At 66.7% G+C, this 20,657-nt stretch carries 22 protein-coding genes and 1 tRNA gene; 12 read left to right on the forward strand and 11 right to left on the reverse strand.

What is annotated here, in order from left to right; translation table 11 throughout:
• Positions 1–4: 4 nt before the first annotated feature.
• From glpD to H8S47_RS11145, 7 genes are all read right to left on the reverse strand, one after another.
• The gene (gene glpD, locus H8S47_RS11115; protein ID WP_187503936.1) at positions 5–1,513 is read right to left on the reverse strand and encodes a glycerol-3-phosphate dehydrogenase; all 1,509 of its coding nucleotides are present in this window, start codon (positions 1,511–1,513) and stop codon (positions 5–7) included.
• A complete protein-coding gene (glpK, locus tag H8S47_RS11120) occupies positions 1,510–2,997 on the reverse strand; it encodes a glycerol kinase GlpK (RefSeq protein WP_187503937.1) in 1,488 nt (495 codons plus the stop codon). The genes glpD and glpK overlap by 4 nt, the downstream gene beginning before the upstream one ends.
• Positions 2,998–3,014: 17 nt before the next feature.
• Positions 3,015–3,824, reverse strand: coding sequence for an MIP/aquaporin family protein (locus H8S47_RS11125; RefSeq protein WP_187503938.1), 810 nt, complete (start codon positions 3,822–3,824; stop codon positions 3,015–3,017).
• A 317-nt stretch (positions 3,825–4,141) separates the two neighbouring features.
• The gene (locus tag H8S47_RS11130; RefSeq protein WP_187503939.1) at positions 4,142–4,738 is read right to left on the reverse strand and encodes a GNAT family N-acetyltransferase; all 597 of its coding nucleotides are present in this window, start codon (positions 4,736–4,738) and stop codon (positions 4,142–4,144) included.
• Positions 4,739–4,927: 189 nt separating this feature from the next.
• Positions 4,928–5,003, reverse strand: a tRNA-Thr gene (locus H8S47_RS11135).
• A 41-nt stretch (positions 5,004–5,044) separates the two neighbouring features.
• Positions 5,045–5,917 (reverse strand): hypothetical protein, encoded by an 873-nt coding sequence (locus tag H8S47_RS11140; protein WP_187503940.1) that lies wholly within the window; start codon positions 5,915–5,917, stop codon positions 5,045–5,047.
• A complete protein-coding gene (locus tag H8S47_RS11145) occupies positions 5,910–7,229 on the reverse strand; it encodes a replication-associated recombination protein A (protein ID WP_187503941.1) in 1,320 nt (439 codons plus the stop codon). Before H8S47_RS11145 ends, H8S47_RS11140 begins: the two co-directional genes overlap by 8 nt.
• A 285-nt stretch (positions 7,230–7,514) precedes the next feature.
• On the opposite strand from H8S47_RS11145, the gene H8S47_RS11150 reads away from it, so the two are divergent.
• Positions 7,515–8,099: a PadR family transcriptional regulator gene (locus tag H8S47_RS11150; RefSeq protein ID WP_187503942.1), complete on the forward strand. Its 585-nt coding sequence runs from the start codon at positions 7,515–7,517 to the stop codon at positions 8,097–8,099.
• Complete coding sequence (locus tag H8S47_RS11155) at positions 8,096–8,386, forward strand: DUF2218 domain-containing protein (protein WP_187503943.1); 291 nt, start codon at positions 8,096–8,098, stop codon at positions 8,384–8,386. Before H8S47_RS11150 ends, H8S47_RS11155 begins: the two co-directional genes overlap by 4 nt.
• Before the next feature lie 133 nt (positions 8,387–8,519).
• Here H8S47_RS11155 and H8S47_RS11160 read toward each other — a convergent pair whose 3' ends face one another.
• A complete protein-coding gene (locus H8S47_RS11160) occupies positions 8,520–9,671 on the reverse strand; it encodes a glycosyltransferase family 4 protein (protein ID WP_187503977.1) in 1,152 nt (383 codons plus the stop codon).
• A 103-nt stretch (positions 9,672–9,774) separates the two neighbouring features.
• Here H8S47_RS11160 and radA point away from each other — a divergent pair, with 103 nt between their 5' ends.
• The 7 genes from radA (at position 9,775) to H8S47_RS11195 (ending at position 15,670) form a co-directional block, all read left to right on the forward strand.
• Positions 9,775–11,145: a DNA repair protein RadA gene (radA, locus tag H8S47_RS11165; protein ID WP_187503944.1), complete on the forward strand. Its 1,371-nt coding sequence runs from the start codon at positions 9,775–9,777 to the stop codon at positions 11,143–11,145.
• A 440-nt stretch (positions 11,146–11,585) separates the two neighbouring features.
• The gene (locus H8S47_RS11170) at positions 11,586–11,918 is read left to right on the forward strand and encodes a hypothetical protein (RefSeq protein ID WP_398457780.1); all 333 of its coding nucleotides are present in this window, start codon (positions 11,586–11,588) and stop codon (positions 11,916–11,918) included.
• Positions 11,919–11,921: 3 nt separating this feature from the next.
• Complete coding sequence (locus H8S47_RS11175; RefSeq protein WP_187503946.1) at positions 11,922–12,527, forward strand: YkgJ family cysteine cluster protein; 606 nt, start codon at positions 11,922–11,924, stop codon at positions 12,525–12,527.
• Between the two features lie 59 nt (positions 12,528–12,586).
• A complete protein-coding gene (locus tag H8S47_RS11180) occupies positions 12,587–13,153 on the forward strand; it encodes a CvpA family protein (RefSeq protein ID WP_187503947.1) in 567 nt (188 codons plus the stop codon).
• Positions 13,150–13,581 carry an iron-sulfur cluster assembly scaffold protein gene (locus H8S47_RS11185; protein ID WP_187503948.1) on the forward strand — a complete coding sequence of 144 codons (432 nt, stop codon included), beginning with the start codon at positions 13,150–13,152 and terminating at the stop codon, positions 13,579–13,581. Before H8S47_RS11180 ends, H8S47_RS11185 begins: the two co-directional genes overlap by 4 nt.
• Positions 13,581–15,344, forward strand: coding sequence for a cation:proton antiporter domain-containing protein (locus H8S47_RS11190; protein WP_187503949.1), 1,764 nt, complete (start codon positions 13,581–13,583; stop codon positions 15,342–15,344). Before H8S47_RS11185 ends, H8S47_RS11190 begins: the two co-directional genes overlap by 1 nt.
• A complete protein-coding gene (locus H8S47_RS11195; RefSeq protein WP_187503950.1) occupies positions 15,344–15,670 on the forward strand; it encodes a DUF423 domain-containing protein in 327 nt (108 codons plus the stop codon). The genes H8S47_RS11190 and H8S47_RS11195 overlap by 1 nt, the downstream gene beginning before the upstream one ends.
• Before the next feature lie 159 nt (positions 15,671–15,829).
• On the opposite strand, the gene H8S47_RS11200 is transcribed toward H8S47_RS11195, so the two are convergent.
• From H8S47_RS11200 to H8S47_RS11210, 3 genes are read right to left on the reverse strand one after another with little or no spacing between them, the layout of a single operon-like run.
• Positions 15,830–15,970, reverse strand: coding sequence for a DUF2256 domain-containing protein (locus H8S47_RS11200; protein WP_082444318.1), 141 nt, complete (start codon positions 15,968–15,970; stop codon positions 15,830–15,832).
• A complete protein-coding gene (gene aroB, locus H8S47_RS11205) occupies positions 15,970–17,070 on the reverse strand; it encodes a 3-dehydroquinate synthase (protein WP_187503951.1) in 1,101 nt (366 codons plus the stop codon). The genes H8S47_RS11200 and aroB overlap by 1 nt, the downstream gene beginning before the upstream one ends.
• On the reverse strand, positions 17,067–17,630 hold the full coding sequence (locus H8S47_RS11210) for a shikimate kinase (protein WP_187503952.1): 564 nt from the start codon (positions 17,628–17,630) through the stop codon (positions 17,067–17,069). Before H8S47_RS11210 ends, aroB begins: the two co-directional genes overlap by 4 nt.
• Positions 17,631–17,711: 81 nt before the next feature.
• On the opposite strand from H8S47_RS11210, the gene H8S47_RS19045 reads away from it, so the two are divergent.
• The 3 genes from H8S47_RS19045 (at position 17,712) to H8S47_RS11220 (ending at position 20,641) form a co-directional block, all read left to right on the forward strand.
• On the forward strand, positions 17,712–17,846 hold the full coding sequence (locus tag H8S47_RS19045) for a hypothetical protein (protein ID WP_267904487.1): 135 nt from the start codon (positions 17,712–17,714) through the stop codon (positions 17,844–17,846).
• 7 nt (positions 17,847–17,853) lie between these two features.
• Positions 17,854–19,674, forward strand: coding sequence for a hypothetical protein (locus tag H8S47_RS11215; protein ID WP_187503953.1), 1,821 nt, complete (start codon positions 17,854–17,856; stop codon positions 19,672–19,674).
• Positions 19,675–19,741: 67 nt separating this feature from the next.
• A complete protein-coding gene (locus H8S47_RS11220; RefSeq protein ID WP_328805507.1) occupies positions 19,742–20,641 on the forward strand; it encodes a tyrosine-type recombinase/integrase in 900 nt (299 codons plus the stop codon).
• Positions 20,642–20,657 lie beyond the last annotated feature (16 nt).

Here is a 20,657-nt window from a genome sequence, read left to right on the forward strand (position 1 = left end):
ACCGTTATGGACGGTCGCGATCTGCGCGCGCGGGATCTGTCCGCGTGGCCAGATACGCCTCCACTGCAGCCTGGAGCGGAGCACCACCGTGAAGGCCGAGCTTGGTCCGCCGCCACAATATGTCTTCAGCGGTCTGTGCCCATTCCTCGTCGATCAGATAATCGATTTCGCGCGTAGAGAGCCCTTGGCCGATGTCATCGAGACGGGTCGCGTCGCCAAGGACCCACTCGATCCTCGTACCGTAGGCGTGCGCCATGCGGGTGGCGTTGACGGCGTCGAGGAACGGCCAGCGCGATCGGACGCTCTTCAAGAACGCTGCGAAGTCGCCGTTCGGAAGGTCGCCTCCCGGCAGGGGCACGCCCGCGGTCCAGGGTTTCGCCATGGCGGGCAGGAACGGCGCTAGGTCCTCGAGCGCGTGCTCCGACAGCCGACGATAGGTCGTGATCTTGCCCCCGAACGCGGACAGGATCTGCGGCGCTTCGCCGGTGCCGAGCCGCAGGACATAATCGCGCGTGACCTCGGAGGCGTTCTCGTTGCCGTCGTCGAACAGCGGACGGACGCCCGAATAGCTGCCGACGACGTCGCCCGCACCGACCTGTCGCGAGAAGTAGCGGTTGACGCTGTCGCACAGATACTCGGTCTCGTCGGGGTCGATCGTCGGGTGCGACGGGTCGCCTTCATAGGGCTTGTCGGTGGTGCCGATCAGCGTGAAGTCGTCCTCATAGGGGATCGCGAAGATGATCCGCTTGTCGGGGTTCTGGAGAATATACGCGTGTTCGCCCTCGAACAGCTTTTTCACGATGATGTGGCTGCCCTTGACCAGGCGGGGCGGGCGCTCGGCATGCGCCTGGGGCATTTCGGCGAGCACCTTGCTCACCCAAGGCCCCGAGGTGTTGGCGACCGCACGAGCGGTGACGGTGCTGCCGTCGCCGAGCGTCGCGACCCAGTGATCGGACTCCCGACGCGCGCCTTCGAAGCTGGTATGCGTGCGGATCTGCGCGCCGCGTTCGGCGGCGTCGAGCGCGTTCAGGACCACGAGACGCGCGTCGTCGACCCAACCGTCCGAATAGACGAAGCCGTAGCGGATAGGCTTCAGACCTGCGCCCCAGTCGGTCTTGTCGAGCCGGACGCCCTTCGATTTCGGCAAGCGGGTCCGGCCGCCGATATGATCGTAGAGGAACAGCCCGAGGCGAATCAGCCAGGCCGGGCGCATGCCGGCAGCGAGCGGCATGACGAACCGCATCGGGCTGATCAGATGCGGCGCGACGTCGATGAGTTTCTCGCGCTCGGCCAGCGCTTCGCGGACCAGCCGGAACTCGTAATATTCGAGATAGCGCAGGCCGCCATGGATCAGCTTGGTGCTCGACGACGAGGTATGCGAGGCGAGGTCGTCGCGCTCGACCAGCATCACGCTCAAGCCACGCCCAGCGGCGTCGCGCGCAATGCCGGTGCCGTTCACGCCGCCGCCGATCACCAGCAGGTCGACGTCGATGTCGAGTTGCGAATCACTCATGCCTTGGCCCTCGAGCTGGTTCGGTCGACGGCGTCCTGCCAGCCGGCCATCAGTTTCGTGCGCTCGTCGCTCTTCATCTTCGGATTGAAAATCCGGTCTTCCTTCCAGGTGGCGACGATGTCGTCGGGGCCGTTCCAAATCCCCACCGCCATGCCGGCGAGGAAGGCGGCGCCCGCCGCGGTCGTCTCGATGTTCGCGGGCCGGACGACGTCGGTGTCGAGCATGTCGGCGAGGAACTGGCAGAACCAGTCGTTCGCCGCCATGCCGCCGTCGACGCGAATCTGGCGGGCATCGCGTGCGCCGTCGGCGACCATCGCGTTCATCAGGTCCGCGGTTTGGTAGGCGACCGATTCGAGCGCGGCGCGGGCGATGTGCGATCCAGTCGCGGCGAAGGTTAGCCCGGTGATGCTCGCGCGCGCGTCGGGGTCCCAATGCGGCGCGCCCAGGCCGACGAACGCCGGCACCATGTAGACGCCGTCATTGCCGTCGAGCTTGGTCGCCATGTCGTTCGTGTCGGAAGCCTGATTGATCAGGCCAAGCCCATCGCGCAGCCACTTCACCGCCGCGCCTGCGACGAAGATCGAGCCTTCCAGCGCATAGGTGATCTCGCCATCGAGCTGATAGGCGATCGTCGTCAGCATGCCGTTCTTGCTGGTCACGGCCTCCTTGCCGGTATTGAGCAGCACGAAACAGCCGGTGCCATAGGTCGATTTGGCATCGCCACGCTGGAAACATGCCTGGCCAACGACCGCCGCCTGCTGGTCGCCCGCCATGCCGCCGATCGGCACCGCCGTGCCGAGCAGGTCCGGCGTGGTTTCGCCGAAGATCGTGCTGTTGTTCTTGACCTCGGGGAGCATGCTCTCGGGGATGTCGAGCATCCGCAGCATGTCCTGGTCCCACGCGCCCTTGTGAATGTCGAACAGCAGCGTGCGCGAGGCATTGGACGCGTCGGTCGCATGAACCTTGCCGCCGGTCAGTCGCCAGAGCAGGAAGCTGTCGATCGTCCCGAATGCGAGCTCGCCCTTGTCCGCGCGGGCGCGGACACCGTCGACATTGTCGAGGATCCATTTGAGCTTGGTACCCGAGAAATACGGGTCGAGGATCAGCCCGGTCCGTTCCCGCACCAGCGGTTCGTTGCCGTCCGCCTTCAGTTGTGCACAGAGCTTTGCGGTGCGGCGGTCCTGCCAGACGATCGCATTGTGGACGGGCTTGCTGGTCTTGCGGTCCCACACCACCACCGTCTCGCGCTGGTTGGTGATGCCAATCGCGGCAACCTTGCCGCCGTCCGCTTCAGCGGCCTCTTTCAAGGTCGCGACGGTGTCGCGCCAAATGTCCTCGGGGTCATGCTCGACCCAGCCCGATTGTGGATAATGCTGGGCGAATTCGCGGCGTACCGTCTGGCGGGGGACGCCGTCGGTGCCGAACGTCATGCTGCGGGTCGAAGTCGTGCCCTGGTCGATCGCCAGGATGATGGTGTCGGTCACGCCTTACACTCCTCGAATTATTGCGGGCTCGCGACGGGCTTGTCGCGTGGCAGGAAGGGGCGGACCAGCAGATGCTGCGCACCCCCACCGATCACCGCACCGATCAATGGTCCGGCGATCGGCGCCCACCAGTAATTGCCGACGCCGGGAAAGGCCGATGCGTCCCAACCCATCAGCCATGCGAAGGTACGGGGGCCGAGATCGCGTGCGGGATTGATCGCCCAACCTTCCAGATATCCCATCGACGCACCGATGACCGCGACCAGCAGGCCGATCACGATCGCCCCGAAATTGGCTTGCGGGGCCATGGTATTGAACTCGTCGGTGATCGCGAAGATCCCGAACATCAGAATTGCGGTCAGGATGATCTCGTCGACGAAACCCTTCATCGTCGTCACCGCAAGGCCGGGCGCGGTGAAGAACACGCCTGCGCCACCGCCGCCGGCGCGCGTCAGATGCTGGGTCGCGTTGAAGTGATCGATGACGTTGTAATACAGCGCGTAGACGATCGCGGCGCCGACGAACGCGCCGACCAGCTGCGCGCACCAATAGGGCAGCACCTTCTTCCATGGAAACCCGCGGTACAGTGCGAGCGCCAGCGTGACGCCGGGATTTGCATGCGTCCCCGATACCGCGCCGGTGACGTAGATTGAGATCGATACCGCCATGCCCCAGGTGATGCACACGCCCCAATAGGCGGTCTTGTACGGGCTGGGATCGTACAGCGTGTACATCGCGGCGACCGACAGGCCGAAGGTCATCACGATACAGATCGCGATCGCCTCGGAAATCAGCTCCCCGAGAAAGGCTTTGGCGTGCGGGCTCATTTGCCCTTTCTAACATTCGGTACGGTTTGGTCGAGTGCCGGAAGCGCAAAGCGCACCGGCCGCCGCCTCGGACTGGCGCAAAGACCTGCACGCGATCTCCGATGACGCAAAATGTGACGCTTGCAGGACGCTGCGGGGCATCCCCGAGCCCCCGTATCGGTCCGTAACAATCGGGTGTCTGCCTCGGTTGGTTCACCCGAATATGAAAGTCGGGGACGGAGCTGCATGGCCCATCGCCCAATGGACGCGATGGATCAGGACGAATCGCAATCGGAACGAAATGCCTCTTTTTCGATCCACCAAGGTCGCGCGCGGGATTACTCAGTCGATGCGAGGGGGTGAGGGTTACGGTGAGAAGGCGAAGCCGACACCCTCGATCGCCACTGAGCGGCGGTAGTTTCCCAGATACCCGCCGGCATGCGTCCGCTGACGAAATTCCTCGGTCCGACCTGAATCAGGCGCATGCCCTCGCGTTCCGAAAGGCGGCGGGATGGCATGTTCGCCATCGCCTTGGGTACGCGCATGACCGGGAAGCCGAGCACGTCGAACCAATAGTCCGTCGCCAGCTTGCAGGCTTCCGTCATCAGGCCCTGCCCATGCCAGTCCAGCCCAAGCCAGAAGCCCCGATTGTCGTTAGGTCTGTCCGCCACGCTGATGACGCCGATCAGGGGGCGTTGCTTCCCATTGAGCCGGATAGACCACGCCCATTCGATCCCTTGATCCACCGAGGGAAAGGTCACCTCCTGCAACAGCCTGCGCGCGCCATCGGCGGGATATGGCCATTGCATGCCATGCGAGAGGTATCGGACGATCTCCCAATGCGGGAACAGTCGCTGTATCGCGTGGCTATCGGCTAGCACCAGGGGTTCGAGCGCGATCCTGTCACCCTGCAATCTCGGCACATCGTTTCGCATGAGTAACGGTAGCAGGACTATTCGCGCGGTAATTGTACGGAACCGCCAAGTCCCGCACCGCGAGCGCTAGTCGATGGATTTTGGTGCGAAATGGCTTCGGATGAAATCAGGATTCTATGGGACGCTCGGGGCGTTGCACGATCTGAAATGCCTGGGCGACCCGCGCCACCGCGCAGCTTGGGAAGGCGATGGTGCCGGTTGCAGGAATCGAACCCGCGACATCCAGTTTACAAAACTGGCGCTCTACCAACTGAGCTAAACCGGCCCTTGCGTCGGGCGTTGCCCGGTACGTCGCGACCCAATGCTTCAAGACACGCCGAAGGTCCAGCCCTCGGTTCGCGCAATATGCGGCGTCATCGCCGTCGGTGTCCAGAGCTCGGGGCGATGCGCGTTGGCACGCAGCCAGGCGGCGGTGAGGATCGCGTCGGTGGCGTGATCGTCGTAGCGCGCCAGCGGTGCGTGCGGATGGCTCCCCAGATTGGCCAGCGCCGCGTCGAGCGCGGTCGCGTCGCGCATCTTACTGAGCCCCTTGCGGATACCGGCGGCGCGGGCGGCGATCGTGGTGTAGATCTCGACGATCACCGGGCCTTCGGGCGGTAGCGGATCGAACGGCCAGACCGGCACGCGGCTGGCAAGGCGGTGGAGCACGCGCATGCCGGTCAGGCTCGACTTGCCGACCTGCGCTGCGCCGACGAGGTTGAAGCAACTCGTCGGCGACAGGCCCATCGCGCGCTGGCCGTGCTCGCACACGCGCATCCGGCCCGCGCCACCGGGGAACAGGTCGCCGCAATCTCGGTGCTGGCGGAAGTGGCGGCGGATTTCGGGATCGGTGAGTAGGGTCGACACTGCGAGATGCGGGTCGGTGGCGGAGGCTTGGTCGACCATCGCCCAGAGCGCGCGGGCGTCGGGCGGACTGCCGGGAGCGCCCGGGAAATACCCGTCCCGATCGACGAACGGGAATGCGGGGGAGAGGTCCAGGCCGACCAGGGTCGGCTCGGTCTGGTCGAGCAACCACGCCAGCACATCGTCGCGCGACCATGCTGTAGCTTCCGGTGGCTCGACCAGCGCCGGCGCGGCATCGCCTGTATCGCAGATCGCGACGGCGATGCCCTTGTGCCGGTGCCCTTGCGCGCCGGACCAGTCGATCGCTGCAAACCGCGTGAAGCGCGTCTCAGCCATTCTTCTCGGCGCGCAGGCCATCCCAATAGGCAAGCCGTTCGGACAGCCGCTTCTCGAATCCACGTTCGGTCGGCGTATAGAAGGTCTGCGCACTCATCTCGTCGGGCCAGTAATCCGAGCCCGAGAACGCATCCTCCGCATCGTGATCGTACGCATACCCTTTGCCGTAGCCGATATCGCGCATGAGTTTGGTCGGCGCGTTGCGGATTGACGCTGGCGGCATCAGCGAGCCCGTCTCGCGCGCCGATTTCCATGCCGCCTTCTGCGCCTTGTAGACCGCGTTCGATTTGGGCGCGGTGGCGAGATAGACGCACGCCTGTGCGATCGCGAGTTCGCCTTCGGGGCTGCCGAGAAAGTCGTACGTGTCCTTGGCGGCGATGCACTGGACCAACGCCTGCGGGTCGGCGAGACCGATATCCTCGACCGCGGCACGCGTCAGGCGGCGGAGCAGGAACAGCGGTTCCTCGCCCGCCGTCAGCATCCGTGCTAGGTAATAGAGCGCGGCCTGCGGGTCGCTCCCCCGGATCGATTTGTGGAGCGCGGAGATGAGGTTGTAATGCCCCTCGCGATCCTTGTCGTACACGGCGACGCGGCGTTGCAGGAAGTTCGACAGCCCCGCGGGGTCGAGCGGCTCGGGCAGGTTGACCGAGAACAGCGTCTCTGCCTGGTTCAGCAGGAACCGGCCGTCGCCATCGGCGCTGGCGATGAGCGCGTCCTTGGCGGGCGGGGTCAGGGGCAGGGGGCGCTCCATCTCCGTCTCGGCGCGGTCGAGCAGCTGCTCCAGCGCACCGCGGCCGAGCCGTTCGAGGATCAGCACCTGCGCGCGGCTGAGCAGTGCGGCGTTGAGTTCGAACGAAGGGTTCTCGGTGGTCGCGCCGACCAAGGTCACCGTGCCGTCCTCGACATAGGGCAGGAAACCGTCCTGTTGCGCGCGGTTGAAGCGGTGGATCTCGTCCACGAACAACAAGGTGCGCTTGCCGATCTTGGCGTGCTCGCGCGCCTCGGCGAACGACTTTTTGAGATCCGCGACGCCGGAGAACACCGCCGAGATCGCGACGAACCGCAGGTCGACCGCGTCGGCGAGCAGCCGCGCGATCGTCGTCTTGCCGGTGCCGGGCGGGCCCCACAGAATGATCGAGGACAGGCGTCCGGCCGACACCATCCGCCCGATTGCGCCTTCGGGGCCGGTGATGTGATCCTGCCCGACCACCTCGTCCAGCGTACGCGGACGTAGGCGATCAGCGAGCGGCGCGTTTTCGGGATGCGTTTCGGTGGGGGCGGCGGGTTCGAAGCCCGCGAAGAGATCGGCCATGGGGGGAAGATAGGGGCGGGGGACCGGTTTGCCCATCCGTCGGCCATCCATGCGCGCTGAGCATCCTGACTCACTTCGTCAGCTTCATACGCATCGTCATCCCCGCGCAGGCGGGGATCCATACAGGCTGACGGCTTTGCACGCTCGTGCGGTCCGAGGGGCTGGGTCCCCGCCTCCGCGGGGATTACAGAGGATGGAAACATAAATTGCCGCGCCCCTCTTGAACTAGAAACAGTCTGCGATATATCGCAACTCGGGAATGAAGATATATCGGAGAACACTCAAATGCGTTTTGGTATGGGATATGGAGCCTGGACCGGAGGTCCGCGGGCCGACGGCGAAGGCCGCGGTCGCCCCGGCCACGAAGGTCATGGTCGCCACGGCCATCGCGGTGGCCCGGGTGGTCGGCGGCGGCTGTTCGATGGCGGCGAGCTGAAGCTCGTGATGCTGAAGCTGATCGCGGACGCGCCGCGTCATGGCTACGACCTGATCCGCGAGATCGAGGGGCTGACCGGGGGTGGCTATGCGCCGAGCCCGGGCGTCGTCTATCCGACGCTCAGCATGCTCGACGAAATGGGGCTGATCGAGGAGCAGCAGTCGGAGGGCGCGAAGAAGCGCTTTGCGGCGAGCGACGAGGGCCGCGCGCATCTGGGCGAGAATGCGGCCGTGGTGGACGGCTTGTTCGCGCGGCTAGCAGCAGTGGGTGCGGAGTCCGAGCGGACTGATGGCGCGCCGATCCGGCGGGCGATGGGCAATCTTCGGCAGGTGCTCCAGCACCGGCTGATGCGCGAAGACGTCAACGAGGATACGCTGCACGAGGTCGCGGCGTTGCTCGACGAAGCCGCGCAGAAGATCGAGCGCTTGAAGTGAGCGTCTCGGTCGCGAGGGTGCCGACGCATTCGGCCAGCAAGTATCTCCAGCAACTGGCCAAGCATTGGAGCCACAAGATGGAGGTCACCTTCTTGGAGGAAGAGGGCCGGATCGCCTTTCCGAACGGCGCGGTGCTGGAGATGCGCGCGGACAGCGAGACGCTCGACGTCGCGCTGACCGTGCCGGAAGGCGAGGACGTCGAGCGGATGCGCGGGGTGGTGTCGAGCCACCTCGACCGCTTCGCCTTCCGCGAGGCGCCGCTGACGTTCGATTGGACGACCGTCTGAGGGCGTAACTTGCTCCCCTCCCTGAAAGGGAGGGGTCGGGGGTGGGTAGGCCGGTTTGAGCCACCAAGCCTCGGATTCGCGGAACCCGACCCACCCCCAACCCCTCCCTTCCAGGGAGGGGAGCAGTCGCGAGCTAAGCCCCCCGCCGCGCCATAACCTCTAGATACGTGTCCAGCACGGTCTGGTTGATCGTATCCCACAGATACCCGGCCGCCTTGTCATGCCCGGCCCAGCCCATCCTCTCCCGCAGCCCCGGCTCGGAAACGATCCGCCCGATCGCGTCCGCATACCCGCCGATATCGGTCGGCGGCACCAGAAAACCGGTCACGCCGTCGTCCACCAGCCCGACCGCGCCCGACGCGCGCGCCGCGACGACGGGAACGCCCGCCGCCATCGCCTCCAGCGTAACGTTGCCGAACGTCTCGGTCACGCTCGGATTGAAGAACACGTCCATCGACGCGACCGCACGGCCGAGATCGTCGCCCGACTGGAACCCCGCGAAGATCGCCCCCGGTACACGCTCGGCAAACCAGCTCCGCGCGGGGCCCTCGCCGATCACCAGCACCTTGTGGCGCACCCCGCGCTGTTCCAGCTCCCGGATCACGTCGGCGAAGACGTCGAGACCCTTCTCCTTCACCAGCCGCCCGAGAAACCCGACCGCAACCTCGCCGTCCGCAATCCCGCGCGCGCGCCGCCAGTCGAGATCGCGACGCGTCGGCGTGAAGCGATCATGGTTCACCCCGCGCGACCAGATCGCGGTCGGCGTCGTCACGCCCCAACTACGGACGATCTCCGCCATGCCGCGCCCCGGCACCAGCACCTTATCGACCCGGTTGTAGAACCGCGTCAGGATCTTCACCATGATCGGCTCGAAGAACGCCATCCGGTAATAGCGGAAATACGTCTCGAACCGCGTGTGCAGCGACGCGACCGTGGCGATGCCGTTGCGTCGGCCATAGCTGATCGCGCGGTGGCCGAGAAAATCCGGCGCCGACACGTGGATCATGTTCGGTGCGAACGCATCCAGGTCGCGCCGGATCGCCGTCGGCAGCCCGCGCGCCATCTTGTATTCGCCGCGTCCTGCGGGAAGCGGCAGCGACGGCACCGCAACCAGATCGCCGGTCGGCGGGAAGGCCGGCTTGGCGTTGGTCGGCGAATAGACACGCACCGTCGCGCCCTTCGACAACAGATGGCCGACGAGCAGGTTCAGCGCCTGGTTTGCGCCATCGCGTACGTAATTATAGTTGCCGCTGAACAGGGCGATGCGCAGGTCGGTGGCGTGCATCGTCGCGCGGATAACGCCGTGCGCGGTCAAGCGCCACTAAATCTGCAACATAGGTCGACCGCCGGCCATTGATGTTCCCGTATCGTTCTCGTACATCGCTCGGATGGCGAAACCCCAGAAGCGTTACGTATGTCAGGCCTGTGGATCGGTGTCGCACCGCTGGGCAGGGCAATGCAGCGATTGCAGCGAGTGGAACACGCTGGTCGAGGAGGCGAACACCGCCGTCACCCCGTTCCATTCGAAGCACAATCTCCAGACCGGCGGTCGCGCGATCCAGCTGGTTGGGCTCGATGCCGAGATCAAGCTGCCGGACCGGATGGCGACCGGCATCGCCGAACTCGATCGAGCGCTGGGCGGCGGCTTCGTCGAGGGTTCGGCGACGTTGATCGGTGGTGATCCGGGAATCGGTAAGTCGACGCTGTTGTTGCAGGCAGCGGCGAAGATGGCGCTGGCTGGGCAGTCGGTCGCCTACGTCTCGGGCGAGGAGGCCGCGGACCAGGTCCGCTTGCGCGCGCGGCGGCTGGGCTTGGGCAACGCGCCAGTGCAGCTGGCGGCGGCGACCTCGACGCGCGACATCCTGACGACGTTGCAGACCAAGCCACCCGCGATGCTGGTGATCGATTCGATCCAGACGATGCACTCCGACCTGATAGAAGGCGCGCCCGGCACGGTCAGCCAGGTGCGGGCCTCGGCGCAGGAACTGATCCGCTTCGCCAAGGAGCGGGGCACTGCGGTGGTGCTGGTCGGTCACGTCACCAAGGACGGCTCGATCGCCGGCCCGCGCGTGCTGGAGCACATGGTCGACACGGTGCTGTCTTTCGAAGGCGAGCGCAGCCACCAGTACCGAATCCTCCGCGCGATCAAGAACCGCTTTGGCGGGACCGACGAGATCGGCGTGTTCTCGATGCAGACCGAGGGGCTGGCGGAGGTCGGCAACCCGTCGTCGTTGTTCCTGACGCACCGCGACGATGCGATGACCGGTGCGACGGTGTTCCCGGCGCTGGAGGGGACGCGGCCGGTGCTGGTCGAGATCCAGGCGCTGACCGTGCGATTGGCGTCGGGCGCGACGCCACGGCGCGCAGTGGTCGGCTGGGATTCGGGTAGGCTGGCGATGATCCTCGCGGTGCTGGAAGCGCGGTGCGGGCTGAGCTTCTCCAATGCCGAAGTGTATCTCAACATCGCGGGCGGCTACCGCGTCCAGGACCCTGCGGCGGACCTCGCGGTGGCGGCGGCGCTGATCTCGGCGATGTCGGAGCGGCCGGTGCCGGTCGACGCGGTGGCATTCGGCGAGGTCGCGCTGTCAGGCGAGATCCGCCCGGTCGCGCATGGCCCGCTAAGGTTGAAGGAAGCGAGCAAGCTCGGCTTCGAACGTGCACTCGTGCCCGCGTCGATGACGGGAGAGAAGAGCGGCATGAAACTCTCGGGGTTCAAGACGCTGGCTTCGTTCGTCGATCACATGATGGGGCGTGGGTAGGCGCGGGCGTCGGCGGCGGCGTGGCATAGCTGTTCTTGGAGCGGACACCCCCAAGGGCAAAGCGTGTTTCCCCGCGAAGGCGGGGATCCAGACTGGGCTCCCGCCTTCGCGGGAGAACAAGCTCGTGGGTCGTTCCCGCGTGCGAGCGCGCGTTAATGTCCGCCCGCTATATCCGTTCGCGACACGCGTCGTTTCAGAGCCGCGTACCGCGCGTTTGTTACCCATGCCAGAGAGGTACCTCCCCGGCGGAGGCCGGGGCCCAATTGGGGGACGCGGTTGGCGACCGCTGCGCTTCGTTACCACGACCTCTCCAATTGGGCCCCGGCCTCCGCCGGGGTGGTGCAATAACTGCGATCATTACGCACAGATCGACCAAACCGCACGCGGTCCGCAAAACCCGCGACAACTCCCAACGCATGGCCTCTCGCGACAGCCATGCTATGGCCACCAGCATGGCGAACACTAAAAGCAATGCCGGTACCGTCGAGGTCGACGGCACCCGATACGACTGGCACCTCCAGCGCGAGCCGCAACACACGGATGCCGATGGCTGGAAGGGCATGACGATCTCGCTGTTGCAGGACGACGCCAAACGCGAAGCCCTGCTCGAATTCCCTGCGCCGAAACGCCTGTTGAAGGGCTTGCCGCGTGGGCGGCACCAGATCGACGACGCGACGATCGCGCGCGGCGTGCGGGCGGCATTGGCCGCGGGTTGGGAGCCGATGTCGCGCGGCAAGCCGATGGTCTTCACGGTGGATTCCGAAGGGAATTGAACCATGGATCGGCGTGAAACCCCGACCCTGACGGACGCGCGCGCGCAGACGCAGCCCCAAGCCGATCTCGAAACCACGCTGCTGGGGCCGGTCCTGCCCGATCGGAGCTGCGGCGATTGCACCGCGTGCTGCACCGAGCTGACGGTAGATACGCCAGAGTTCGCCAAACCCGCGGGAACGCCGTGTGTCCATCTCTGCGAACAGGGCTGCGGTATACACGCAATCCGGCCGCGCATCTGCCGAACCTGGTTCTGTGCCTGGCGACGGGTCGCGAGCCTGCCCGACGCAGCACGGCCCGACCGATCCGGGCTGCTCGTCTCGCTCAATTTCGTCAATAAACCGAAGAACTGCCTGGAAGGCGTCTCGATCAACGTCCGCGTGCTCGCCGGCAGCGACGCGATCACTAATGGCATGGCGGCGACCGTACTCGACAGCGTGTGCGACCAGCTGGTCCCGGTCTGGTTCAGCGACGGGTCGAAGAAAATGCTGATGCATCCCGACAACGACGTCGCCCGCTTCGTCCTCTCCGGAGAGGCTGCACCCCCGCATTTGCAGGACGACGTCGCCGCATGGCGCGAACGCTACGGCGTGTTCGGCTTGAACCGCTAGGACGCGTCGGTCGCAGCATGCACTAGCGGTTCGGCCCCTGCGTCCCTATTCCAGAGCGCATGAACCTCACTGCCCTAGACATCGTCGTCCTGATCGCCGTCGCCGGTTCCGCGGTGCTGGGGCTGGTCCGCGGGTTCGTGACCGAAGTGCTGTCGATGTTCGCCTGGGTGGCGATGGTGGCGATGTTGAAGTTGTTCCACATCCCGCTCGCCGCCGCGCTATCGCCGGTGGTCGGCACCGTCGGCGGCGCTGCGGTGCTCGCGTTCGCGATCATTACCGGCATTACCTATATCGGCGGGCGGCTGGTCGCCAACGCGATCGGCGCGCGGACGCGGACGTCGATCCTTGGTCCGGTTGACCGTGCGCTTGGCTTCGGGTTCGGCGCGTTGAAGGGCCTGATTCTCGCCAGCCTCGTCTTCCTGCTCGCGACACTCGTCATCGACACGATGGGCGGCGGAGCCTCGCGCCGGCCCGGCTGGATGACGACGTCGCGCACCTATCCGCTGCTCAACGCGACCAGCGCGAGCATCGCCGATTTCGTCGACCGCCGCCGTCGTGGCAAACCCGTCTTCGGCGCAGCCACGCCGCCTTCTAGATCCGAAAACGCAAGCGAGCCGAAGTCATGAGCGCTCCCCTCTACAATGCCGAGATCCTGCGCCTCGCCGCAACGATTCCGCATCACGAACGCCTGTCCGAGCCGATGGCGACCGCCGAGAAACGCTCGCCGATCTGCGGTAGCCGGGTGACGATCGACGTCGCGGTGGACGATGCCGGGCGGGTCAGCGAGGTCGGCCTGCTGGTCCGCGCCTGCGCGCTCGGCCAGGCATCGTCGTCGTTGCTCGCGGCGAATATCCTCGGCCGTACCCCCGCCGAACTCGCCGCAACCCGCGATGCGTTGACCGCATGGCTTGCGCGCGAGGGCGATGCGCCCGATTGGCCGGGAATGGATATTTTCACCCCCGCGCTCGACTACACCGCGCGTCACCCCTCGATCCGCCTCGCGTTCGAAGCTGCGGCTGAGGCTGCCGGCATCGCTGCAAAGGCGAAGGTTTGATGGCCGAGGGCGCGGCACCGTCGCTGCTCCGCGACGGCGTCGTATTGCTCGGCTTCGGGCTGATGTTCGTGTTGCTGTTCCGCCGGCTCGGGCTCGGCGCGACGCTGGGCTATCTCGTCGCGGGCGCGGTGGTCGGGCCGCATGTGCTGGGCTTGGTCGGCGATGCGGAGTCGAAACTCGGGTTCGCTGAACTCGGCATAACGCTGCTGCTGTTTATCGTCGGGCTTGAATTGAACCCGTCACGCCTTTGGAAGATGAAGGAGGAGATCTTCGGTCTCGGCTTTCTTCAGGTTGCGATCTGCGGTCTCGCGATCACGGCCATCGTCTGGGTCGGCGCGAAGTTCTCGCTGCCTGCCGCGCTTGCGCTCGGCCTGCCTTTGGCCCTGTCGTCGACCGCGCAGGTCCTGCCGATGCTGCGCTCGTCGGGGCGGATGAAGACGCCATTTGGCGAACGCGCGTTCTCGATCCTGCTGTTCCAGGATCTCTCGATCGTGCCGTTGATCACGATCGTCGCCGCGATGAGCCGCAATCCGGCCGACGCCAACGCGCCTCCCGGTTGGCTGCTGGCGCTTTACACCGTGTTGGCGGTCGTCGGCCTCGTGATTGCAGGGCGCTTCCTCCTGCGGCCGTTCTTCCGCCTGATCGGCAATCTCGGCGAGCGCGAGATGTTCGTGTTCGCCGGCCTCTTCACGGTCATCGCCAGCGCGGCAATCATGGAATGGCTCGGGCTGTCGACCGCGCTTGGCGCGTTCATTGCCGGTGTGATGCTTGCGGACAGCCCGTATCGCCATGAACTCGAAGCCGATGTCGAGCCGTTCCGCTCGATCTTGCTCGGTCTCTTCTTCCTCGCGGTCGGCATGGTGCTCGACCTGAATGCGATCGCCGAGCGGCCGGTGTTCGTCGTCGCGATGGCCGCTGCGCTGATCCTCACCAAGACCAGCGTCATCATGCTGATCGGCATGGCGTTCAAGATGACGTGGCGGCAGGCGTTCGCGCTGGGCCTGCTACTGAGCCAGGGCGGCGAGTTCGGCTTCGTGCTGTTCGCGCAGGCGCAGGCCGGGCTGCTGATCGAACCGCAGGCGGCCAGCTTGTTCGGCGCGATCATCACGCTGTCGATGGCGACGACGCCGTTCCTGATGGGCATCACGCGGCGTTTCCGGGCCGAGCCGATCGCCGAGGGGCAGGAGCGCGACGGGCCCAAGGTCGATGGCGCCAATGCGATTATCGTCGGCTATGGGCGCTTCGGCCAGACGGTCGGCCAGATCCTGCTCGCGCAGGATATCCCGGTCACGCTGATCGACACCGATATCGAGATGATCGACATCGCCGGCGAGTTCGGCGCGAAGGTCTATTACGGCGACGGCACGCGGCTCGACCTGTTGCGACAGGCGGGCGCAGCGGAGGCGGAGATTATCTGCTTCTGCATGGACGGCGACCAGCTCGATCCCGACACGATCGAAGGCGTGCACGAGGCATTCCCGGACGCTGCGATCTACGTCCGCGCCTTCGATCGGCGCGCGCTGGTGAAGTTGAAGAACACGTCGGCGACCGCGGTGGTGCGTGAAGTGCTCGAATCGGCGGTGAAGATGGCGCGGCTGGCATTGCGCGGGCTTGACGTTGCGCCTGCCGATATCGATCGCGCGGAGGAAATGTATCGCGCGCGCGACAAGGAGCGGTTGCAGTTGCAGATCGATTCCGGAGACATGCGCGCGGCGCGTGCCGAGACGGCCAAGCGCTTTCCCTGGGGGAATGATTCGCAATGATGATCGTTGTTCTTGCAGCCTTGTCGGGTGCGATCGCGGTCGCGGCGGGGGCGTTCGGCGCGCATGGCGCGAGCGGGTCGGCGGCGGAGTGGCTGAAGACCGGGGCTCAGTACCAGCTCGTCCATGTCGTCGCGGCGCTGGTCGCGATCCGGATGGAGGCGCGGGGGCCGGCGTGCCTGTTCGTCGTTGGTGCGGCGATCTTTGCGTTGACGCTGTATGCGATGGCGCTGGGTGCGCCGCGGTGGTTCGGCGCGATCACGCCAATCGGTGGGGCGTTGCTGATCTGCGGGTGGCTGTGGCTGGCTTGGAGTGCGGCACGACCCTGACCAGCGAACGGTGGTTCGCGTTTATGATCCTCCCCCGCAAGGGGGAGGTGTCACCGAAGGTGACGGAGGGGGAGGAACGCGCGACCGCGGTTATCGCTTACCGCCCCCTCCGTCTGGCAAACGCCAGCCACCTCCCCCTTGCGGGGGAGGATCGCACGGTCAGCGCTTCTTTCGACATGCGTCGGAGCAGTAGATTACGCTGTCCCAGTCCCGCGCCCACTTCTTCCGCCAGGTGAACGGCCGCTCGCACGCCGGGCAAACCTTGGTCGGCAAATTCTGCTTGGCGACACCGTTCGGCATCAGCGGGGCTGCGCGTCTAGGAACGCCTCGACGTCGGCGAGGTCGACGGTCTTGTCGAGATACGTCCGGCCGATCCCGCGCGCGAGCAGGAAGGGCAGCGTGCCGGCCGCCATCTTCTTGTCGTGCCGCATGTGATCGACGAGCCGCGCGCCGCTCGCGCCGACACCGGCCGCCGCAAGCCCGTCCGGCAATCCCGCGTCACGCCAATGCGCCGCTACACGTTCCGCATCCTGACCCGAACAGATCCCTTGCGATGCCGAGAAGCCGAACGCCAGCGCACACCCCGCGGCCACGCCCTCGCCGTGGATCAGCGCCTGCGAGAACCCGGTCTCGGCTTCCAATGCATGCCCGAACGTATGCCCGAGATTGAGCAGCGCCCGCGTTCCGTTCGTCTCATGCTCGTCTGCCGCGACGATTCGCGCCTTGGCCGAAACGCTGTGCGCGATGGCATATTCGCGCAGGCCGATGTCACCGCCCAGCAGCGCGGCACCGTTCGCCTCGCACCATTCGAAGAACGCGAAGTCGTCGATCAGGCCGTATTTCACGACCTCAGCATAGCCCGCACGCAACTCGCGGATCGGCAGCGTGTCGAGCACCTGCGGATCGATCAGCACCATCACCGGCTGGTGGAACGCGCCGATCAGGTTCTTGCCGGCCTTCGTGTTGATCGCGGTCTTGCCGCCGACCGAGCTGTCGACCTGCGCGAGCAGGCTGGTCGGGATCTGCACGAAGTTGCAGCCGCGCTTGAGGATCGAGCAGGCGAACCCGACGAGATCGCCGATCACGCCGCCGCCGAGCGCCACGACATGATCGCCGCGCTCGACGCCGAGTTCGAGCAGGCGGTCGCACAGCATCTCCAGCGTCGCCCAGCTCTTGCTGCCTTCGCCCGGCGCGAGGACGATTGCCTCGGACTCGATCCCCTCCGCGCTCAACGAAGCCTGCAGCGTCGCCAGATGCAGCGACAAATTTTCGTCGGTGACGATCGCTACGCGCCGACCCTTCGCGAGCGGCGCTAGAAATTTGCCGGCCCGCGCGAGAATCCCTGCTTCGATATGGATCGGATAGGTCCGCGAACCCAGTTCAACGGTAACGGTCTTCATCGGCCAAGCGCTCTCAGGATTGCGGCGACGGTCGCTTCGTGCGGCGTCTTGTTGCTGACGATATGGATGTGCGCCTGCGCGTAGATTGGGTTGCGGACGCGCGCCAGTTCGGCGAGCACTTTCCCCGGATCGCGATTGCGCAGCAGCGGGCGCGTGTCGCGCCTGCCGACCCGCTCCACCAAGATGTCGGGATGCGCGCTAAGCCACACCGACACCGCATCGCGCAGGATCAGCTCCCGCGTGTCGTCGTTGATGAAGGCGCCGCCGCCGGTCGCGATGACCTTCGGCGTGCCGTCGATCAGCCGCGCGATCACGCGGCGCTCGCCATCGCGAAAATACTCCTCACCGTATTTGGCGAAGATCTCGGCAACGGTCATGCCCGACGCGGCCTCGATCTCGTGATCGGCATCGACGAAGGGCAGGTTCATGCGCAGCGCGAGGCGCCGGCCGACGGTGGTCTTGCCGACGCCCATCAGCCCGACGAGCACGATCGGCCGGTCGATCGGGGCAGGGGCGGAACCGCCTGAGGGCCCGCCTGAGGGGTTGTGGCTTTGCAACATCGTGAGGGGCGCTATACAGCGGCACCGCGCGAGGGCAAAAGCTCTTGGCGCCTGTTTCGTCCACTACAAGGTTACGCCGTCATGTCCCGTTTCATCGTCTCGGTCGTCGTCGTTCTTGTCGTGGTGGTCGGCGGCCTGTTCCTGCTGGCCGGTCGCGCGACCGAGCGTCCGCAGAGCCGCGTCGAGAAGGCCGTGACGCTTGCGAACCTCTCTTAAGGCAACCATGACGGCGGCGGTTGCCGTCGGAGCCTTGGTCGCGCTGGCACCGGCGATCGGGCAGGACCGTCCCGAATCGATCCTGCCGCCGGGGTTCGGCGAGCCGACGCCCGCGCCTGCGCCGCGTCCGGCCCCTCCGGCCGGTACGCAGCCTGCACGCCCGGCAACGCCAGGTCCGTCGCAACCGCCGCAATCGCCAACGCCTGGGCAGCCGCTGCCGCCGAGTGCGATGATCCAGCCGCTGCCGGCGACCACGCCCGAAACCGCGTTGCCCGTGCCCGCCGTGACGCCGGCCCCGGTCGATCCGGCTGTGCTTGCGCGCTACGAGATGCCCGAATTCGCGCGTCGTTCGCTCGCAACGGTCGGCCCGGTGGCCCCGAGCCAGGGCGGGCTGGAGGCGGATGCGTTCGGCGATGCCGACGGCCAATATGTCGAGACGCTGATGCGCCGCCTGACCGCGCCGCTGCCGTCGCGCTGGATGTCGATCCTGCTCCGGCGCGCGCTGGTGTCGCGCGTCGATACGCCGAGCCGCACCAACGGCGCGGACTTCGCGGCCGAGCGCGCTTGGTTGCTGCTGCGAATGGGAGAATCGGTCGCTGCGCGGGCGGTCGCGCAGAGCGTCGACACCGACAACTACACGCCGAAACTGTACCAGGTCGCGATGAACGCCTCGCTGGCGACGGGCGATCCGGCCGGCTTCTGCCCGCTCGTGCCCGGCGCGATGCGCTATGCGCCGGCGCGGGGCTGGACGATGGCGCAGGCGATCTGCGCCGGCTTGTCCGCCAACCCCGCGCAGGCGACCCCGCTGATCGCGACCGCCAAGCGTCGCAACGTCGCCAGCGGCATCGACATGCTGCTCGCGCAGAAGGTCGTCGGGGCCGGTGCGCAGGGTCGCCAGGCAGTGACGATCGAATGGGACGGTGTCGACCAGCTGACCGCGTGGCGGTTCGGCCTGGCGATGGCGACCGGCGTCGCGGTGCCGGACGAGTTGTATGCGAGCGCCGGGCCGCAGGTTCGCTATTGGCAGGCGCTGTCGCCGTCGGTTCCGCTCGGGGCCCGGCTGGCGCCTGCAGAGTCCGCGGCAGGGCAGGGGGTGCTCTCCAGCGCCGCGCTGGTCGATCTCTACGCCGCCGCCTCGACCGACGACGATACGCAAAGCTCGGCGACCGCGACCGCCAACGATCTCCAGACCGCCTATGCCGATCGCAGTCCCGATGCGCGGTTGAATGCGTTGCGCCAATTGTGGGGCGGGGCGGCCACGCGGCCGTCCTACGCAAGGCTCGTGCTGACCGCGCGAGCGGCGGCGCGGATGAACCCGGCGCTGGCGAAGGCCGAGGCAGACCATCTGGTCGCGTCGATGCTGTCCGCCGGGCTCGACCGTACCGCCGCGCGGTGGCTTGGGACGGTGCCGGCAGGTGGCGACGCCTGGGCGATGATCATGCTCAGCGATCCCGATGCGTATCGCCGGCTCAGCTATTCCGATCTCGCCTCCTATTCGGGCGGCGAAGGCGATTCGGCGTTGAAGCAACGCATGTTGTTTGCGGGTCTGGCCGGCCTCGGGCGGCTCGCCTCCGGCGATATTGAACGCGCCGCGCAGTCGCTCGGTGTTCGCATCGGTGCCGACAATGCCTGGACCCGCGCGCTCGACCGGGCCGCGCGCGCTCGTCAGCCGGGGACGGTCGTCGTTCTCGCCGCCATCGGCATGCAGGCGTCCGGCTGGAAGGATATTCCGCCCGAGGCGCTGTACCGGATCGTCGGCGCGCTGCGTGCCGTGGGGCTCGACGGCGAAGCGCGGATGGTCGCCGCCGAGGCGATTGCCAGGGCGTGACCCACGCCGGGTGCCAGACCGTGATCACGCCGGCTGCCAGAACGTGACCGACGCCGGGTTCGAGGGCGTGACCCACGCCGTCGACCGTGCGCTGATCGATCGGTTCCTGGAGATGATGACCGCGGAGGCGGGGGCGGCGGCCAACACCGTCGCCGCCTATCGCAGCGACCTGACGCTTGCCTCGCAGGCGCTCGACGGCGGCTTGGTCGATGCCGATGTGGATACGCTGGCGAAACTGGCGGGCGGCTGGTCGGCGCTGTCCCGCTCGACTGTCGGGCGAAAGTCCGCCTCGCTCCGCCGCTTCTTCGCGTTCCTCGCCGACGAGGGGCACCGCGCCGACGATCCCGGCAAGGCGCTGCCCCGCCCCGGCACCGCGCGCACCTTGCCCAAGGTGCTGAGCCACGCCGATATCGACCGGTTATTTGCGGCGATCGCCGAACGCGCGGCGCGCGATCCGCTCGATCCCAACGACCTGCGGCTCTCGGCGTTGTTCGAACTGCTCTACGGCTCGGGCCTGCGTGCGACCGAACTCGTCAGCCTGCCACGCAATGCGGTCCATCCCGATCGCCCGTTCCTGATCCTGCGCGGCAAGGGTGGGCGCGAGCGGCTCGTTCCCATCTCCGACCGCGCGCGAGCGGCGGTGGCGGTATGGCGGACGCATGTCGCGGCGGATCGCCTGTGGCTGTTCCCCTCGGGCAAGGGCCACCTGTCGCGCATCCGCCTGTACCAACTGGTCAAGGCGCTCGCGGCCGAGGCCGGCATCCCGCCCGACCGTGTCAGCCCGCACGTCCTGCGCCATGCCTTCGCGACGCATTTGCTCGCCGGCGGCGCCGATCTGCGCGCGCTGCAATCGATGCTCGGCCACGCCGATATCGCCACCACCGAGATCTACACGCACGTCGACTCGAGCCGTCTCGTCGAACTCGTCAACACGCGGCACCCGCTGGCGGATATGCCACCTCGTTGACGCGGACGGCGTCGCA

This window comes from Sphingomonas albertensis (assembly GCF_014358075.1).
Lineage (GTDB): Bacteria > Pseudomonadota > Alphaproteobacteria > Sphingomonadales > Sphingomonadaceae > Sphingomonas > Sphingomonas albertensis.

Coding starts and splice junctions, on each gene's coding strand:
- glpD (WP_187503936.1), bottom strand. CDS start 1,513: ATGAGTGATTCGCAACTCGACATCGACGTCGACCTGCTGGTGATCGGC.
- H8S47_RS11125 (WP_187503938.1), bottom strand. CDS start 3,824: ATGAGCCCGCACGCCAAAGCCTTTCTCGGGGAGCTGATTTCCGAGGCG.
- H8S47_RS11130 (WP_187503939.1), bottom strand. CDS start 4,738: ATGCGAAACGATGTGCCGAGATTGCAGGGTGACAGGATCGCGCTCGAA.
- H8S47_RS11140 (WP_187503940.1), bottom strand. CDS start 5,917: ATGGCTGAGACGCGCTTCACGCGGTTTGCAGCGATCGACTGGTCCGGC.
- H8S47_RS11145 (WP_187503941.1), bottom strand. CDS start 7,229: ATGGCCGATCTCTTCGCGGGCTTCGAACCCGCCGCCCCCACCGAAACG.
- H8S47_RS11150 (WP_187503942.1), top strand. CDS start 7,515: ATGCGTTTTGGTATGGGATATGGAGCCTGGACCGGAGGTCCGCGGGCC.
- H8S47_RS11160 (WP_187503977.1), bottom strand. CDS start 9,671: ATGCACGCCACCGACCTGCGCATCGCCCTGTTCAGCGGCAACTATAAT.
- radA (WP_187503944.1), top strand. CDS start 9,775: ATGGCGAAACCCCAGAAGCGTTACGTATGTCAGGCCTGTGGATCGGTG.
- H8S47_RS11170 (WP_398457780.1), top strand. CDS start 11,586: ATGGCCACCAGCATGGCGAACACTAAAAGCAATGCCGGTACCGTCGAG.
- H8S47_RS11175 (WP_187503946.1), top strand. CDS start 11,922: ATGGATCGGCGTGAAACCCCGACCCTGACGGACGCGCGCGCGCAGACG.
- H8S47_RS11180 (WP_187503947.1), top strand. CDS start 12,587: ATGAACCTCACTGCCCTAGACATCGTCGTCCTGATCGCCGTCGCCGGT.
- H8S47_RS11185 (WP_187503948.1), top strand. CDS start 13,150: ATGAGCGCTCCCCTCTACAATGCCGAGATCCTGCGCCTCGCCGCAACG.
- H8S47_RS11190 (WP_187503949.1), top strand. CDS start 13,581: ATGGCCGAGGGCGCGGCACCGTCGCTGCTCCGCGACGGCGTCGTATTG.
- H8S47_RS11195 (WP_187503950.1), top strand. CDS start 15,344: ATGATCGTTGTTCTTGCAGCCTTGTCGGGTGCGATCGCGGTCGCGGCG.
- H8S47_RS11200 (WP_082444318.1), bottom strand. CDS start 15,970: ATGCCGAACGGTGTCGCCAAGCAGAATTTGCCGACCAAGGTTTGCCCG.
- aroB (WP_187503951.1), bottom strand. CDS start 17,070: ATGAAGACCGTTACCGTTGAACTGGGTTCGCGGACCTATCCGATCCAT.
- H8S47_RS11210 (WP_187503952.1), bottom strand. CDS start 17,630: ATGTTGCAAAGCCACAACCCCTCAGGCGGGCCCTCAGGCGGTTCCGCC.
- H8S47_RS19045 (WP_267904487.1), top strand. CDS start 17,712: ATGTCCCGTTTCATCGTCTCGGTCGTCGTCGTTCTTGTCGTGGTGGTC.
- H8S47_RS11215 (WP_187503953.1), top strand. CDS start 17,854: ATGACGGCGGCGGTTGCCGTCGGAGCCTTGGTCGCGCTGGCACCGGCG.